Source organism: Microbacterium sp. NPDC058062 (assembly GCF_042885375.1).
In the GTDB taxonomy this organism is placed as follows: Bacteria; Actinomycetota; Actinomycetes; order Actinomycetales; family Microbacteriaceae; genus Microbacterium; species Microbacterium trichothecenolyticum_C.
This window is the reverse complement of record NZ_JBHVSC010000004.1, coordinates 308,514-324,565: the sequence shown is the minus strand read 5'-3', so window position 1 is coordinate 324,565 and position 16,052 is coordinate 308,514. Positions and strand designations below refer to the sequence as shown.

Genomic DNA, 16,052 nt, shown 5'->3' with positions numbered 1-16,052 from the left:
AGGCCACGATGGCCGAAACCCCTGTACCCGCAGGCAACCCGACCGCCGCCGCGCCCGCTCTCGCGCCCGCCGCCCACCGCACCTCCGACCTCATCGAGGTCGCCTCCGGCGTCGAGAAGATCGCGTCCGAGACCGGGCGGGCCGACCTGTTCCGCCGTCTCGAGCAGACCCGGGCCCGCCTGCTCGACCCGGATGTGCGCGTCATCATCGTCGGCGAGTTCAAGCAGGGCAAGAGCAAGCTCATCAACGCCCTGGTCAACGCCCCCGCCTGCCCCGTCGACGACGACATCGCGACGAGCGTGTCGACCTCCGTCGGCTACGCGGCGGAGCCGTCGGCATCCGTGCTCATCAGGGAGACGGATGCTGCGGACGCGGTCGAACGGCGCACCATCCCCCTCTCATCCGTGGCCGAGTACGTCTCCGAACGCGGCAACCCGGGCAACGAACGCCGCATCGTGTCGGCGGAGGTGCTGCTGCCGCGCGAGATCCTCAAGGGTGGGCTCAAGCTCGTCGATTCGCCCGGTGTCGGCGGCCTCGAGTCGTTCAACGCCCTCAGCACGCTGTCGGCGCTGTCGACGGCGCACGCGGTGCTGCTCGTCTCGGATGCGTCGCAGGAGTACACCGAGCCCGAGATGCAGCTGCTCAAGCACGCGATGCGCATCTCGCCGAACGTCGCCGCTGTGCTCGCCAAGACCGACCTCTACCCGTCGTGGCGTGAGATCGAGTCGATCGACAAGGGGCACCTCGAAGGAATCGGCGATGTGCCGCTCTATTCGGTCTCCAGCGACCTGCGCCTGCTCGCCGCAGAGCTGCAGGACGGCACGCTGAACGACGAGTCGGGCTTCCCGGCGCTCGTCGCGCACCTGAGGCGCGACGTGCTCGCCCAGGCGGAGCTGATCCACGAGCGCAGCGCGGTGCACGATCTGACCTCGGTCGTCGAGCAGCTCGCGATGTCGCTGCGCACCGAGCTGAGCACGATCCTCAACCCCGAGGGCACGCCGCAGATGATCGCCCGGCTCGAGGAGGCGAAAGCGCGCGCCGACGAGTTCCGCAGCCGCTCGGCGCGATGGCAGGTGACCCTGACCGACGGCATCGCCGACCTCATCGCCGACATGGAGCACGATCTGCGCGATCGGCTGCGCAAGGTTCAGCGCGAGGCCGAGAACGCGATCGAGGACGGCGACCCCGGGCCCATCTGGGACCAGTTCTCGGAGTGGCTGAGCCAGCGCGTGGTCGCGGCGGTGTCGGAGACCTTCGTCTGGACCGACGAACGCTCCAAGTGGCTGTCGGAGGAAGTCGCGCAGCTCTTCGCCGAGGGTGAGCTCTCGCTGCCGCACATCGACGTGGGCGACACGCGGGGCGTGATGGATCCGGTCGAAGAGCTCGCCGGCCTCGACCCCGGACGCATGAACGCCGCCGAGCGCATCTACATCGGCGTGCGCGGCTCGTACGGCGGGGTGCTCATGGTGGGGCTCGCCACGGGCCTCGTCGGGCTGTCGCTCATCAACCCCTTCTCCCTGCTGGCGGGTGTGCTCGTCGGGCGCCGGGCCTACCGCGAAGACATGTCGGCGCGGCTGTCGCGCCGGCAGCACGAGGCGAAGACCCTCGTGCGCCGGTACATCGACGAAGTCAGCTTCCAGGTCGGCAAGCAGCTCAAGGACCGCCTGCGGCTCGTCCAGCGCGCGGGACGCGACCATTTCGGCGCCATCGCAGACGAGCTGCACCGGTCGCTGACCGACGCCCTCAACGCGGCGAAGCAGTCCGCGGTCACCTACACCTCGCAGCGCGACGAGCGCGTCGCCCAGCTGCGCGCACAGCTCGGGCGCCTCGAGACCTTCGGCAAGGCGATCCCTCCGCTGCCGAAGGGCGAGACGCGGGCGGTGACACCCGCGCCCCCGCGGCCGGCCGTGACGCCGGCGGCTTCGCCGCACGAGCCGCAGCCCGCGGCGGCCGACCGGTGAGCACGTCGATGCGGGAGGACGCACGGGCGCTGCTGGCCGAGGCACGCGACGCGTACGCCGGCGATGCGACCGCGCTGAGCGTGCTCGACGAGCTCGACCGGCGTCTCGCCGAGCCCCTGCGGCTCGCGCTCGCCGGCATGGTCAAGGCGGGCAAGTCGACGCTCCTCAACGCGATGCTGGGCGAGCAGATCGCCCCCACCGATGCCGGCGAGTGCACCAAGGTCGTCACCTGGTACCGCTACTCGATGACGCCGACGATCACGCTGCACCTGCGGACCGGAGAGACCCGTCGGATGCCCGTGCGTCGCGACGACGGCCGCCTCGTCCTGGACCTCGGCGACACCGCCGCGGAGGACGTCTCGTGGATCGACGTCGGGTGGCCGTTGGATGCCTTGAAATCGGTGATCCTCATCGACACCCCCGGCATCGCGTCGCTGTCGGCCTCGACCTCCGCGCGCGCGGCGACCTTCCTCGCGCCCGAGGAGTCCGCTTCCGGCGCGGACGCCGTCGTCTACCTCCTTCGCCATCTGCATCCGTCGGACGTGAAGTTCCTGGAGGCGTTCCGCGACACCGCCGCGGGCGCCGCACAGACGATCTGCGCCGTCAGCGTGCTGTCGCGCGCCGACGAGATCGGGTCGGGCCGCATCGACTCCCTCCTCTCAGCGGGGAAGGTGGCGCGGCGCTACGCGCGCGACAGTTCGCTCGCATCGCTGCTCCTGGGGGTGATCCCCGTCGCCGGGCTCCTCGCCGAGGGGGCGCGCACGCTGCGCGAACGTGAGTACGCCGCGTTCCGCGAGCTCGCCGCTCTCGAGCGGGCCGACCGGGAGCGGCTCCTGGTGTCGGCGGACCGGTTCGTCCGTGACACGACCCTCACCACCCTCGGCGCCGACGAGCGCACCGCCCTGCTGGAGCGGTTCGGCATCTTCGGCGTGCGGCTGGCGACCGCGCTCATCCGGGGAGGGGCGCATTCGTCGTCCGACCTGTCGCGCGAGCTGGTCGAGCAGAGCGGCCTGATCCCGCTGCAGCAGTTCGTCCGCGATCAGTTCCGCACCCGCGAGGCGACGCTCAAGGTCCGCGGTGTGCTCCTCGGGCTCGAGCGGCTCATCGACGAGCGCCCCGTCGCCGGCGCCGTCGTCATCCGCGCCGGCATCGAGCGGCTGTCGGCCGGCGCCCACGCCCTGCGCGAGCTCTCGCTGCTCGCGACGGCCCGCGCTGAGGGGCTCCCGCTCGCGGGGCCCGACGCGGCGCAGGCCGTCGCGATCATCGGCGGGGACGGCACGCCCGCGACCACCCGGTTGGGGCTCCCGGAGGACGCGGGAGCGGAGGCGGTGCGACAGCGCGCCCTCGCGCAGCTCGACCACTGGCGGCGGCTGAGCGACTCCCCGCTCACCGACCGCGCCGCGGTCGCGGTGTGCCGCGTCGTGATCCGCAGCCTCGAGGCGATCGTGTCAGAAATCCCCGAGGGTGGGGGCGTCCGCCCCGTGGCGGACGTCGTGACGCCGGGCGGACCAGGCGATCGCTCGGGGGAGCGCGCTGATGAGCAGAGCGAGCGCGACGAGTCCGCATTGTCCGGCGAGCACGGGAAAGAGCGGCTCGCCGCGCTCGCCGATCGCGACGACCTCTGACGCCAGCAGCACCACGATCACCTGCAGCAGCAGGGTGCCCAGCTGCCACCACCGCACGTGCGGCTTGCGGCTCATGAACGACACGAGCAGCGTGACCTGGGTCAGCAGCACCGCCACCAGCGTGCCGAAGACCGACCAGAAGATGATGTCGGCCGCCGTCGTGTAGGTCTCGTCGCTCCGCCCCTCCGTGACGCCACGCACCACGTCGGCCATCAGGGGCAGCTGCGTCTCGCGGATCACGAACATGTAGACGATCGCGAACGCGCCGACCGCGAAGCTCAGGATCCAGCAGAACTGGCTCAGCCTCACCGAGAACGGCGGCGTCAGCTTCACGATCACCGGCGCCGTGCTCGGTCGCGCGACAGGTGGGCGCTCCGGCGCGGGTCGCGCCGGACCGGAGGCCGGCGAGGACGACGCCGCGGGCGCGCCGGGCGGAGGAGTCGTCGGGTCGGTCACGGCCGGATTGCTCATTGGTCCTCGAGCGGCTCGTCGGGATATGCCTCGGGCTCAGGCGGCGTCAGCGGCTCCGCGGCGTCGACGCCCGACGTGTCCGTCATGTCCGCCATGAGCGGTGCCGCGTCCTCCGCAGGTGCGGGCTCGGCGGGCGCCGGTGCTTCCGTCGCCGCGGTGGCAGCGGCATCCGCTGCCGTGTCCACCGCGTCCGTCACCTGCGACAGGCCGTCGTCGAGCACGGGATCCGCGAGGACGGATGCTGCGGCATCCGTGTCCGCCGCGTCCGGGTCCGCGACATCGGCGTCGACGGGCGCGTCGGCCTCGTCGTCGGCGTCGCCGGTCGTGGTGGTGTTGTGGCTGCCGGTGGTGTTGCCGACCGCGACGTCGCCGACGCCGATCGTCGTCTCGGACTCGTCGACCAGGACGTCGTCGCCCGCTGCCACGGATCCGTCGCCCGCGGCGACGACCGCGCTCTGGTCGAAGATCTGGGTGAGGTCGCCGCCCTGCGTCCAGATGTTCTGGTTCGTGGACTGGTCGACGATGGTCGAGCGTGCGTCGATCGTCGTGAACTGGTTGATGATGCGCGAGATCTCGCGGATCACCTGCGGGTCTGTGTCGAAGGGGGTTCCGCCGGGGTTGTCGTCGTCGGAGCCGACCGGCGGGTGCGTGTGCTGGCTCGACGCGGGCCGTGGCGCCACGGAGGGGTGGTCGACGATGACGGGCGCGACGCTGCGCACGTCGGCGGCACAGGCGCCCTGCAGTCCCCGTGCGGCCATCGCGGCGCCGGGGTCGTCGTTGAACTCCTCCACCGCATTCGGATCGCGCAGCAGGCTCAGGATGAACGCGATCAGCGCATCCGCGACCGTCTCGATCGGCGTAGTCATGGTCCCCTCCAGCGTCGGGTGGTTGCGGCACAGGTGTCCGCAATACTGAACGTCTTGCTCACGGTATTCAGATGTCGTGGGGTCGGCATCGGGGCTAACCCCTATGGCGTCACGCGGCCCGATGGGGGCCCGCGTCGGTCTCGGTGCCCGGAGCGTCCGCCGTCGTGGCGGGTTCGCTCATGAGCAGGCGCAGCTTCGCGATCACGTCCGAGCGCGACGTCGCGCCGAGGCGGCGGCGGATGTGCGCGATATGGTGCTCGGCGGTGCGCGGCGAGATGAAGATGGCCTCGCCGATCTCGGCGTAGGTCTTGCCCTGCAGCACGAGCCGCGCGACTTCGCGCTCGCGCTCGCTGAGCACCTCGGCGGCCGGCGACGCGTCGCTCTCGGCGCGTGCGGCGGGCTCGCCGGACGCGGGCGCCGTGGTCCGCTCCAGCTCGATCGGATGCAGCTCCCGTGCCCGGGCCAGCAGCCGCGCGCTCACGCGCCGATCCGTCGAGCGTGCGGCTCCGTGACCGGCCAGGCGCGCAGCATCCCATGCCATTCCGTACGAGGCGAGCTGCTGGGCGGCCGCTTCCACGGCGTCGGGGTCGACGGTGCCCGCGAGCACCGACGTCCAGATGCGGCCCGCCTTCGCCATCGCGGCGGCCACGGCGCTGTGGTGGCCGGCGGCGACGAGGGCGTGCGCGTGCGGGATCAGCTCATCCGGACGACCGAGAAGGATGCTGCGCTGCACGCCCGCCCATCGCACGGCCGCCGTCCACAGCGGCGACCCCCCGAGCCCGTCCGCGACCTCCAGAGCCCGCTCCAGCGCCTGCGCGGCGCGATCGGCGTCGCCGGTCTTCGCGGCCGCGCACACGAGCTCGGTCAGGGGCAGGAAGAGGAAGGCGTCCACGTCGACGCGGAGGAGCGCGGTGTGGGCGGTGCGCCAGGCGGCGGCGAGATCGGCGGCGTCGCCGTATCGGCGCGCGAGCGCCACCTCCACCGCCCGCGCGAGGAGCCGGTCGCGGGGCGAGCGCGCGCCCGGCTGGGCTTCGGCCTGCGCCAGCGCGAGGCGTGCGTCGTGCGGGCGCACGCGCTGTACGGCGATCCACGCGCGCCACAGCAGGAGCCGCGGGCGCGCCCACTGCCCGCCATGCCCGCCCGCGATCGCATCGTCGACGACGGACTGCGCCGTGACGGTGTCGCCGAGGTTGAGCGCGACGATCGCGGCGATCACCGCAGGCGGCTCGGCGATCGGCGCCGACGTGCGTGCGGAGCTGTACATCTCGGACGCCCGGATGAGGTCGACGAGCACCGTGTCCGTCGCGTCGGCGGCGAGCGTCGCGCGGAGGCCCCGGTCGACGAGGCTCATCGCGGTGCCGAGGGTCGACGGCAAGGCGGGGAGCCCGTCGGGCTCCGTCTTCGCGGCGGCGAGGGCGGCGCCGTCGCCGACGCCCAGCGCCGCGATGGTCGCGCGGGCCGAAGCGGTCGCGGTCCGGGGTGGCATCGCCCGGTAGGTCGCAGCGCTCTGGGTGAGCATGCCCCGTGCGGCCCAGACGGCCGCGGCGAGGTCGGTGAGGGGCTCGGCATGCTCGAGGGCACCCGAGTCGCCGGTGCCGGGCTCTTCGCCCGCCCGGGTGCGCGCGGCTGCTTCGGTGAGGACTGCGGCCTCGTCGAGATCGCCGACGGCCCAGGCCGCCTGCGCGCGGCGTTCGAGGACCGCGGTCGTCTGAAGACCGGCATCCCACGCCGCCTGGTACAGCTCCCGTGCGCGCTCCGGGTGCGTGTCGAGCAGCCGGTCGCCCTGGTCGGCCAGCGCGGCACCGAGCCCGGGTGTGTGCAGGCGCGACAGCATCGCGGCGTAGTCCGGGTCGTCGCTCGCGACGGCGAGGGTGAGGCCGTCGCCGAGCTCCGCCGTCAGCAGGGCGATGGTCTGCGCCGACGCCGCGGACCGCACGGCCGAGCGCACCGCCGGCGCCGCGCGTCCGCCGCGGAGCAGCAGCCCCTCCGCGTAGGCGCGGAGGGCGAGTTCGTCGTCCCCCTCGTCGTCCGCCGGCGCATGGCCGTGGGCCGCGACGAGGCAGCGGCGCTCGACGAAGGTGCGGACGTCGGCATCGACGGTCTCGAGCCGGTGCGCGACGCGGTCGTCGAGCACGCGCGACAGCGCGCGATGGGAGGCGTCGTCGACGCAGTCGCGCTCGTCGTGGGCGGCGATGGCCTCGGCGACGAGCCACGAGACCCCGTCCGTGACCTCGAGGATGCGGTCCACGCACGCCGTCAGGATGGACAGCCGGCGTGTCTCCAGATCATCGAGCACGTCCGAGCGCGAGACGTGCCCCAGGACGATCGCGGGCTGCGTGTGCTCGAGCAGGCGCGCGATGGTGACGGTGGCATCCGTCGTCGGCCAGGGCCTGCTCGCGACGATGAGACCCGCGTCGGGGTCGTCGGCCCGACGGCGCACCGCGGCGAGCAGTTCCGGTCGCAGCAGGTGCAGGTCGTCGACGAGGAGCACGTGCGCAGCGGGAAGACGGACGATCTCACCCGCGGTGTCCGGCATCGCCGCGACGTCGCGCTCGCCGGCGGCGAGCGCGACCTGCAGGCGCTGCAGCAGCGCGGTCTTGCCGGAGCCCGCCGTGCCCACCACCAGCGCACGCGGTGCGCGCCCCGCCCGTGAGGCCAGCGCGTCCACGACGGGCCGGAGGCGCCGGGGGAGGCCGGGTGCACCGCTGCGAGCGGCCGTCGTGGCCGGGCGATCTGTCGTGAGAAGCATGTCGAACCCTTGCGTGTCGTGTGTCTCTCCCGCTCACTGCGGGATCGGCACGTCCGTCGGTTCGGGGGTCGGGGCGGGCTCGCTCGGGGCGGGATCGGGAGGAGGGTCGCTCGGGGCCGGATCCGCGGGCGGGTCCGCGGGCGGATCGGTCGGGGTGGGGTCCGCCGGCGGGTCGGTCGGCGTCGGATCCGCGGGCGGGTCGCTGGGTGTCGGGTCCGCGGGCGGGTCGGACGGAGTGGGATCGGCGGGCGGGTCCGTCGGCGTCGGATCGGACGGCGGATCGCTCGGCGTCGGGCCGGTGGGCGGATCGTCCGCCGTCGACCCGCCGGGAGTGGTGCTCGTCGAGGGGCTGGTCGACGCGGAGTTCGAGCCCGACCCCGAACCGGGCCCTGAGCCCGATCCCGAACCGGACCCTGAGCCCGAACCGGAGCCCGACGACGGCCCCGCAGCCTTCGCGGCCTGGCTCGGGCTGGTGGCGGGGGTCCGTGCGTCCGACTCCGCCATCGCCTTGGTCGCGGTCGCTTTGCGGGGGTTCGCCGTCTTCGGCGCGGGCGTCGTGGTGTTCTCCTCGACCGGCGCGGCGGCGTGCTCGGTGAGGGGCGCCGCAGCCGACACCGGTGCCGCCTTCGGCAGCGCGGCGGGCGGGGCCGACGACGGCTCCTCCTCGTCCGCGGTGCTGCTGGGCGCCGGGCGCGGGTCCTCCGCGTCGGCGAGCGACCCGGCCGCCATCGTGCCGGCGAAGACGAGCCCACCCGCCACCGCCACCGCGGCGGCGCTGATCAGCAGCGACAGTCCGCGCTTCGCCGCGTGCTCCGGTCGCGCTGCGGCGCCCACGGCGCGCGGCGGAAGAAGATCGAGCCCGCGTGCGGCCTGCGACACGAGGTCGTCGAACGTCGCCGGCGTCTCCGGAACGACGGCGAGCGCGCGCTCCTCGAGGCGTGCGAGCGCCGTGCGCGCGGCGCCGAGCGAGATGGACGCCTTCGGATCGGCGTCGATCGCCACGGGACGGTCGAACCTCTCCGACAGTCGCTGAGCGACCAGCGGGATGCGCGACGAGCCGCCGATGAGCACGAGCGCCGCGAGCTGACCGGGCGCGAGATCCGCCGAGTCGATCGTCCGCTCCAGGGCGTCCACCGTGCGCTCCAGCGCCGGCTCGATCATCGACTCGAACTCGGCCCGCGTCACCCGGATGCTCGAACGTGCGCCTCCGACGAACACCGGGATCACGGCATCCGAGTCGAAGGAGAGCGCCTCCTTCGCCTCGACGCAGTCCCGTCGCAGCTGCTGCAGGGCGAGGCGGGTGTCCGCGTCGTCGAGTGACAGCGCGCTCGCCGCGAGGCCCGAGACGGTGAGCGCGTGGCGCAGCACGGCGTCGTCGAAGTCGGCGCCGCCGAGGTCGTCGATGCCTGCGGCCTCGCCGCGCACCGCGAACGACGACCCGGCACCCTGCTGGAGCACGACGGCGTCGAACGTCCCGCCGCCCAGGTCGTAGACCGCCAGCGCCTGGCCGACAGCGAGCGGGTGCGTCGCGCCGTAGTGACGGGCCGCGGCCTCCGGCTCCGGGATGAGCTCGACATCGCGGATGCCGAGACCGCCGAGCGATTGCGTGACCAGGGCGAGCCGGTGCGGTCCCCACGCCGTCGGATGCGTCAGCGCGATCGCTGCCGGGGGAGCGCCCTCGCGCTCGGTCACGGTCTGCACGACCGCGGCGAAGGCGCGCGCGAAGAGGTCCTCGGATCTGAGCGAGCGTCCCCCCACCGCGATCGGGACGTCGTCGCCCACGCCGCGTTTGAACTCGCGGATCAGGCGTTCGGGCTGACTCAGGCCGCGGCGCTCGCCGGCGTCGGCGAACAGGAGGTCTCCGTCGTCCGTGACGAAGGCGACGGAGGCGACGTTGTCGCCTCTTCGGCCCAACGGCACAGGTGTGACCGTCGCTTGGCCGCTGGATCCGGTTCGGGCCGTCGCGGCGGCCGTTCTACTCGTGCCGACATCGACCGCGAGTGCGTACTCATGCGAAACCATCGCTGAAACTCCCCCAAAGAGTTCAGGACGAGTCTCCCCCCGCGACTGGTCTACCACCGCAGACAGTCGAGCGCGAGGGGATGCCCGCAAAACGAAGACACATTCACGGAGTCGCCCGGCGCGGTTCTGATACATCCGCGTGCGAATCGGTGTCCGGTTCGGCGCAACGGCGGGGCGCAGCATCCGTGTGACGACTCATTGGCACTCACGTTGCATGAGTGCCAGCCGGTTGCCTAGACTGACGTAAGCACTCTCAACGTCAGAGTGCTAACGAGTCTTAGTCTCAAGAAAGAAGAGGTAGACCGTGTCGGTTTCCATCAAGCCGCTCGAGGACCGCATCGTCATCAAGCAGGTCGAGGCTGAGCAGACCACGTCCAGCGGTCTGGTCATCCCCGACACCGCCAAGGAGAAGCCCCAGGAGGGCGAGGTCGTGGCGGTGGGCCCGGGTCGTATCGACGACAACGGCAACCGCATCCCGCTCGACGTCGCCGTCGGCGACCGCGTGATCTACAGCAAGTACGGCGGGACCGAGGTCAAGTTCGGCGGCGACGAGTTCCTCGTCCTGTCGGCTCGTGACGTCCTCGCGGTCGTCGTTCGCTGAGTTCCGCGCACTGCGCGTACCGAAAGGGTCGGATGCTTCGGCATCCGGCCCTTTCGTCGTCCGCGGTGGCAGGAATGACACCACGGACGACGGAAAACGGTCCCCACGCCCCCTCCACGCAGCGCTGGCGCGCTGCGCGGAGCCTCCGGGCGCGTGGGCCCAGCTGCGGGCCCTGGCCCGCGGGCCGTGCCGCGACGGGGCGGGCGTAGGCTGACTCGGTGAGTCACGAGCAGTCTTCCCCTCCCGATCGCGACGTGGTGGACGGACTCGACGACTCGACGGCGCTCGACCTGGGCGTCACCACCGGGACCCGCAGGGCCGTGTCCGATGCGGCCGAGGCCCGGGAGCGCCGGCTCGGCGGGGTCTTCACGTTCTCCGCGTACCTGCTGTGGGGCTTCCTTCCGCTGTACTTCCTGCTCCTCGCGCCCACCGGGCCGTGGGAGATCGTGGCGTGGCGCATCCTGCTGTCGCTGGTCTTCTGCGCGCTCCTGCTCACGGTGACCCGCACGTGGCCGCGACTCGCGGCGATCTTCCGGCAGCCGAGGGTGCTCGGCCTCACCGTGATCGCGGGCCTCCTGATCTACGTCAACTGGCAGGTGTTCATCTACGGGGCCTTGAACGGTCACGTGATCGAGACCAGCCTGGGCTACTTCATCAACCCGATCGCGACGGTCCTGCTCGCCGTGCTCGTGCTGCGCGAACGGCTGCGGCCGACGCAGTGGGTCGCCATCGGCATCGCCGCGGCGGCGGTCGCGGTGATCGTGATCGGCTACCGCGCCTTCCCGTGGATCGCACTCACGCTCGCAGCGTCCTTCGGCGTCTACGGCCTTGTGAAGAAGAAGGTCGGCCCGTCGGTCGACGCCGTGAGCGGGCTGACCCTCGAGACGCTGTGGCTCACGCCGATCGCGGTGGTCGTGCTCGTGATCGTCGGCGCGACCGAAGGACTCACGATGGGTGCGGACGGCTGGCAGCACACGGTGCTCCTCAGCCTGACCGGTGTCATCACCGCGGTGCCGCTGCTGCTCTTCGCCGCGGGGGCGCGCCGCGTCTCGCTCACGACCATCGGGCTGCTGCAGTTCGTCGCGCCGGTCCTGCAGTTCCTCGTGGGCTGGCTCTGGCTCGGCGAGCCGATGCCGCTCGAGCGCTGGATCGGCTTCGGCCTGGTGTGGGTGGCGCTCGTCGTCCTCACGGTCGATTCGCTCATCCACGCCCGCCGCAGCCGGGTCGCGGCCTGACGCTCAGCGCACCAGGCGGGCGATGGCCTGCGTGGCCTCGGTGATCTTGGCGTCGGCCTCGGCGCCGCCCAGGCGGGCGGCATCCACCACGCAGTGGCGCAGGTGGTCGTCCAGCAGACCCACGGCGACGGCTTCGAGCGCGGAGGTCAGCGCGCTGATCTGCGTGAGGATGTCGATGCAGTACTTCTCGTCCTCGACCATCTTGTGGATGCCGCGGGCCTGCCCCTCGATGCGCTTGAGGCGATTGAGGTACTTGTCCTTGTCGGTGATGTAGCCGTGGTGGGCGTGATCGGCGGCGTGCGTGTGCTCGGCGGAGTGCTCGAGAGCGGTGTCGGTCATGTCGGACTCCTTCAACGGTGAGCGGTCGAGAGGCTGCGGCCCTTCGACGGGCTCAGGGACCGGGAACGGCCTCGGGGCCGGGAACGGCCCTGGGGCCGGGATTGGCTCTGGAAGCGACGCAGGCGCAGGCTGTTGCCCACGACGAAGACGCTCGAGAACGCCATCGCCGCTCCGGCGATCATAGGGTTCAAGAGGCCCAGCGCCGCCAACGGGATCGCGGCGACGTTGTACGCGAAGGCCCAGAACAGGTTGACCTTGATCGTGCCGAGGGTCGCGCGCGAGAGGCGGATCGCGTCGGCAGCGCTGCGCAGATCACCGCGGACCAGGGTGATGTCGGACGCCTCGATCGCCGCATCCGTCCCGGTTCCCATCGCGAGGCCGAGGTCGACCTGCGCGAGGGCGGCGGCGTCGTTCACGCCGTCACCGACCATCGCGACGACACGGCCCTCGCTCTGGAGCTCGGTCACGACGGCGACCTTGTCCTGCGGGAGCACCTCGGCGATCACGCGCTCGATGCCGACCTCGTCGGCGATGGCCTGTGCCGCGGCGGCGTTGTCGCCGGTGAGGAGCACGGGCGCGAGACCGAGGGCCTTGAGCTGCCGCACCGCCTCGCGGCTGGTGGGCTTGACCTGGTCGGCGACGACGAGGAGGCCGTGCACCGCGCCGTCCCACGCGGCGAGGACCGGAGTGCGGCCGAGCGCCTCGGCCGCGGCCTTGGCGACGGCCAGGTCGTCGGGGAGGGGCAGTGCCCAGTCGGCGAGGAGAGCCTCGCGGCCGACGAGCACCGCGTGCCCCTCGACGACGCCCGAGACCCCCTTGCCCGGCACGCTCTGGAACGACTCGACGGGCGGCAGGTCTCCGGCCTCGGCGGTCGCGGCGCGGGCGATCGCCTGCGCGATCGGATGCTCGGAGGCGTGCTCCAGGGCGCCCGCGAGACGCAGCAGCTCGGCGCGGGCCGCGGATGCCTCATTGGTGTGAGGATCGAGCGATCCGGGTACCACGACGTCGATGAGCGACATGCGTCCGCTCGTGACGGTGCCGGTCTTGTCGAGCACGACCGTGTCGACCGTGCGCGTGGACTCGAGCACCTCGGGCCCCTTGATGAGGATGCCGAGCTGCGCGCCCCGGCCGGTGCCGACGAGGAGGGCGGTCGGGGTGGCGAGCCCCAGCGCGCACGGGCACGCGATGATGAGCACCGCGACGGCCGCGGTGAAGGCCATGGAAGCCGGAGCGCCGGTGAGGAGCCAGGCCACGAGCGTGCCGAGCGAGATCAGCAGCACGATCGGGACGAACACGCCCGAGATGCGATCGGCCAGCCGCTGCACCTCAGCCTTGCCCGACTGGGCGTCTTCGACGAGCCGCGCCATCTGCGCGAGCTGCGTGTCGTCGCCGACGCGTGTCGCTCGCACGACCAGCCGGCCGCCCGCGTTGACGGTGGCACCGACGACCGCATCGCCGGGGGAGACCTCCACGGGGACCGATTCGCCCGTCACCATCGAGGCGTCGACGGCGGAGGTGCCGGAGGTCACGACGCCGTCGGTGGCGATCTTCTCGCCGGGCCGCACGACGAACTCCTCGCCGACGCGGAGGTCGGCGACCGGCACGCGCACCTCGGCGACGCCGTCGCCGGAGGGACGCAGCACCGCGACGTCCTTCGCGCCGATCTCGAGCAGGGCGCGCAGTGCGGCACCCGCCCGGCGCTTCGACCGCTGCTCGAAGTATCGGCCCGCGAGCACGAATGTCGTGACGCCGGCGGCGACCTCGAGGTAGATGTCGCCCGCGCCGCCCTGCGGGGTGACGGACCACTCGAAGGTGTGGGTCATGCCCGGCATGCCCGCATGGCCGAAGAACAGCGCGTACAGCGACCACAGGAACGCCGCAGAGACGCCGAGCGAGATCAGTGTGTCCATCGTGGCCGCGCCGTGGCGCAGGTTGATCCAGGCGGCACGGTGGAACGGCCACGCGCCCCACACCACCACCGGCGCCGCGAGCGCCAGTGACGCCCACTGCCAGTAGGTGAACTGCAGGGCCGGGATCATCGCCAGAAGGATCACCGGCACCGACAGCACGATCGACCCGATGAGTCGCTGCCTGAGGCTCGTGAGCTCGGGGTCGGCGGGCTCTTCGGTGGCGGGCTCGGCGGCCGGCGGCGCGGGGAGCGCGGCGGTGTAGCCGGTCTTCTCCACCTCCTGGATGAGCTCCTGCGGGTCGAGTCCCGTGGGAGCGGTGACGAACGCCTTCTCGGTGGCGTAGTTGACGGATGCCTCGACCCCGTCCATCCGGTTCAGCCGCTTCTCGATCCGCGCGGCGCACGACGCGCACGTCATCCCGCCGATCTCGAGTTCGAACCGGGCGGCGGGGATCGAGGCCTCGCTCATGCGCGGACCGCGCTGTAGCCGGCCTCGTCGACGGCTGCGATGACGGCGTCGTCGGCGAGCTCGGCGGCGGAGACGATCCTGAGCGTTCCGGCGGCCGCGCTCACCTGGACGTCCTGGACGCCATCGAGCTTCGACACCTCGCCGCGCACGGACGCCTCGCAGTGCCCGCAGCTCATTCCCGTCACCGTGTACTCGGCCTCAGCCATGATTTCTCCTCCGTGGATCGTGGGGGATACCCCTCAGGGGTACCCGATCGCTCCAGTGTATACCCGCAAGGGGTATGGGCGGCCGGCGCCGGATCCGCAATCCTTTCCGGCGCAGCACGCGAACAGGCCGGCGAGTTATCCACAGCAGGCCGACCCTGCGAGCGTCCAGAATTACGGTCCGATCACGGTTTTCAAGCTGTTACAGATCGTTAACGAAAGGCAACATTGCCGACGCTTGACGGCGATTAGGTTTAGTGCACTGGGTCGGCGCCCGAGCCGTTCCCGTTGTAATCGCACAGCAAGGAGCAACATGAGCGTCTTCACCCGCTCGCGCACCACCACCGTCCTCGGTGGCATCGCGCTCATCGGCGCCAGCGCCCTCGTCCTCGCCGGTTGTTCCGGCGGCGGCGGTGGGAGCAGCGAAACCACTCCGCCCACGGAGGAGCGCGACCTCACCATGAAGATCGGCACGATCCTGCCCCAGACGGGCACGCTCGCGTTCCTCGGACCGCCCGAGGAGGCCGGCGTCGGCCTGGCTGCCGCCGACATCAACGACGCCGCCAAGGGCATCACGATCCCCGACATCGTCTGGGGCGACTCGGGCGACACCGACAACAAGGCGTACGCCACCACCATCCAGAAGCTGATCTCCGAGAAGGTCTCGGCCGCCATCGGCGCCGCGTCCTCGGGTGTGACGAAGCTCTTCCTCGACGACGCCGTCGCGGCCGGCATCATCACGTTCTCCCCGGCGAACACCTCGCTGGACTTCACCACGTGGGACGACAACAACCTCTACTGGCGCACGGCCCCGGCCGACACGCTCCAGGGCGAGGTGCTCGGCAACCTCGTCGCCGAGGACGGCCACGAGAACGTCGCGGTCCTGTACCAGAACGACTCGTACGGCACCGGCCTCAACAAGGTGTTCCAGGACACCTTCACGAGCTCGGGCGGCGAGATCGTCGCCGAGCAGTCCTACAACACCGGTGACACGAACTTCGACGCGCAGATCTCCGCGATCCTCGCCTCGAACCCCGACGCCATCGCGCTGATCACGTTCGACGAGATCTACACGATCGGCCCGGCGCTCATCGCCGCGGGCTACCCCGCCGAGGACCTGTACCTCGTCGACGGCAACCTGAAGAACTTCGGTTCGGACGAGAAGTGGCCGGCCGGCGTGAGCATGGAGGGTGCGAAGGGCACGACCCCCGCGGGTCCGGCTCCCGACACCGAGTTCCAGGGACGCCTCAACGAGTGGTGGACCGGCGAGGGCAACCCCGAGCTGACCGACTTCTCGTACGCCAACGAGGCCTACGACGCCGTCGTGCTGCTCGCGCTCGCGTCGCTGGCCGCGAACTCCACCGACCCGGCCGACATCGCCGGCAAGCTGCAGGAGGTCTCGGGCGGCTCGGGTGACGGCGAGAAGTGCGACAACTTCGCCGACTGCGCCGACATCATCCTCGGCGGCGGCGTCGCGGACTACGACGGCTTCTCGGGCCCGATCACGTTCGACGAGAACGGCGACCCGACCGAGGCCACCATCGGTGTCTTCCAGTACGGTGCCGACAACCTGTACACCCGCATCGACCTGTAAAACAGGCT

11 protein-coding genes are annotated in these 16,052 nt (G+C 71.8%); 5 read left to right on the top strand and 6 right to left on the bottom strand.

From position 1 onward, the window contains the following. Nucleotides 1-8: 8 nt before the first annotated feature. Both ACFVSU_RS14810 and ACFVSU_RS14805 read left to right on the top strand, forming a co-directional pair. Nucleotides 9-1,961 (top strand): dynamin family protein, encoded by a 1,953-nt coding sequence (locus ACFVSU_RS14810; protein WP_387144321.1) that lies wholly within the window; start codon nucleotides 9-11, stop codon nucleotides 1,959-1,961. Further along, entirely contained in the window at nucleotides 1,958-3,586 is a 1,629-nt protein-coding gene (locus ACFVSU_RS14805) for a dynamin family protein (protein ID WP_387144317.1), read from the top strand. Before ACFVSU_RS14810 ends, ACFVSU_RS14805 begins: the two co-directional genes overlap by 4 nt. A 467-nt stretch (nucleotides 3,587-4,053) precedes the next feature. On the opposite strand, the gene ACFVSU_RS14800 is transcribed toward ACFVSU_RS14805, so the two are convergent. The 3 genes from ACFVSU_RS14800 to ACFVSU_RS14790 all read right to left on the bottom strand — a co-directional run bounded on the left by ACFVSU_RS14800 (nucleotide 4,054) and on the right by ACFVSU_RS14790 (nucleotide 9,586). After that, nucleotides 4,054-4,923, bottom strand: coding sequence for an IniB N-terminal domain-containing protein (locus ACFVSU_RS14800; RefSeq protein ID WP_387144314.1), 870 nt, complete (start codon nucleotides 4,921-4,923; stop codon nucleotides 4,054-4,056). A gap of 109 nt (nucleotides 4,924-5,032) precedes the next feature. Further along, nucleotides 5,033-7,672, bottom strand: coding sequence for a LuxR C-terminal-related transcriptional regulator (locus ACFVSU_RS14795; RefSeq protein ID WP_387144311.1), 2,640 nt, complete (start codon nucleotides 7,670-7,672; stop codon nucleotides 5,033-5,035). Between the two features lie 33 nt (nucleotides 7,673-7,705). Further along, nucleotides 7,706-9,586, bottom strand: a complete 1,881-nt coding sequence (locus tag ACFVSU_RS14790; protein WP_387144308.1) for an Hsp70 family protein — start codon at nucleotides 9,584-9,586, stop codon at nucleotides 7,706-7,708. Between the two features lie 412 nt (nucleotides 9,587-9,998). Between ACFVSU_RS14790 and groES the strand changes: the two genes are divergently transcribed. Further along, nucleotides 9,999-10,295, top strand: coding sequence for a co-chaperone GroES (gene groES, locus ACFVSU_RS14785; RefSeq protein ID WP_045275440.1), 297 nt, complete (start codon nucleotides 9,999-10,001; stop codon nucleotides 10,293-10,295). 320 nt (nucleotides 10,296-10,615) lie between these two features. Beyond that, on the top strand, nucleotides 10,616-11,530 hold the full coding sequence (gene rarD, locus ACFVSU_RS14780) for an EamA family transporter RarD (RefSeq protein ID WP_387145269.1): 915 nt from the start codon (nucleotides 10,616-10,618) through the stop codon (nucleotides 11,528-11,530). Between the two features lie 3 nt (nucleotides 11,531-11,533). Here the strand turns inward: rarD and ACFVSU_RS14775 are convergent, their stop codons facing one another. The 3 genes from ACFVSU_RS14775 to ACFVSU_RS14765 are packed head-to-tail and all read right to left on the bottom strand — an operon-like array spanning nucleotide 11,534 to nucleotide 14,453. Further along, nucleotides 11,534-11,869, bottom strand: a complete 336-nt coding sequence (locus ACFVSU_RS14775; RefSeq protein WP_387144304.1) for a metal-sensitive transcriptional regulator — start codon at nucleotides 11,867-11,869, stop codon at nucleotides 11,534-11,536. 11 nt (nucleotides 11,870-11,880) lie between these two features. Then, nucleotides 11,881-14,247, bottom strand: coding sequence for a heavy metal translocating P-type ATPase (locus tag ACFVSU_RS14770; RefSeq protein WP_387144301.1), 2,367 nt, complete (start codon nucleotides 14,245-14,247; stop codon nucleotides 11,881-11,883). Then, complete coding sequence (locus tag ACFVSU_RS14765) at nucleotides 14,244-14,453, bottom strand: heavy-metal-associated domain-containing protein (protein ID WP_310288591.1); 210 nt, start codon at nucleotides 14,451-14,453, stop codon at nucleotides 14,244-14,246. Before ACFVSU_RS14765 ends, ACFVSU_RS14770 begins: the two co-directional genes overlap by 4 nt. 310 nt (nucleotides 14,454-14,763) lie before the next feature. Between ACFVSU_RS14765 and ACFVSU_RS14760 the strand changes: the two genes are divergently transcribed. Beyond that, nucleotides 14,764-16,044 carry an ABC transporter substrate-binding protein gene (locus ACFVSU_RS14760; RefSeq protein ID WP_387144298.1) on the top strand — a complete coding sequence of 427 codons (1,281 nt, stop codon included), beginning with the start codon at nucleotides 14,764-14,766 and terminating at the stop codon, nucleotides 16,042-16,044. Nucleotides 16,045-16,052: the final 8 nt, after the last annotated feature.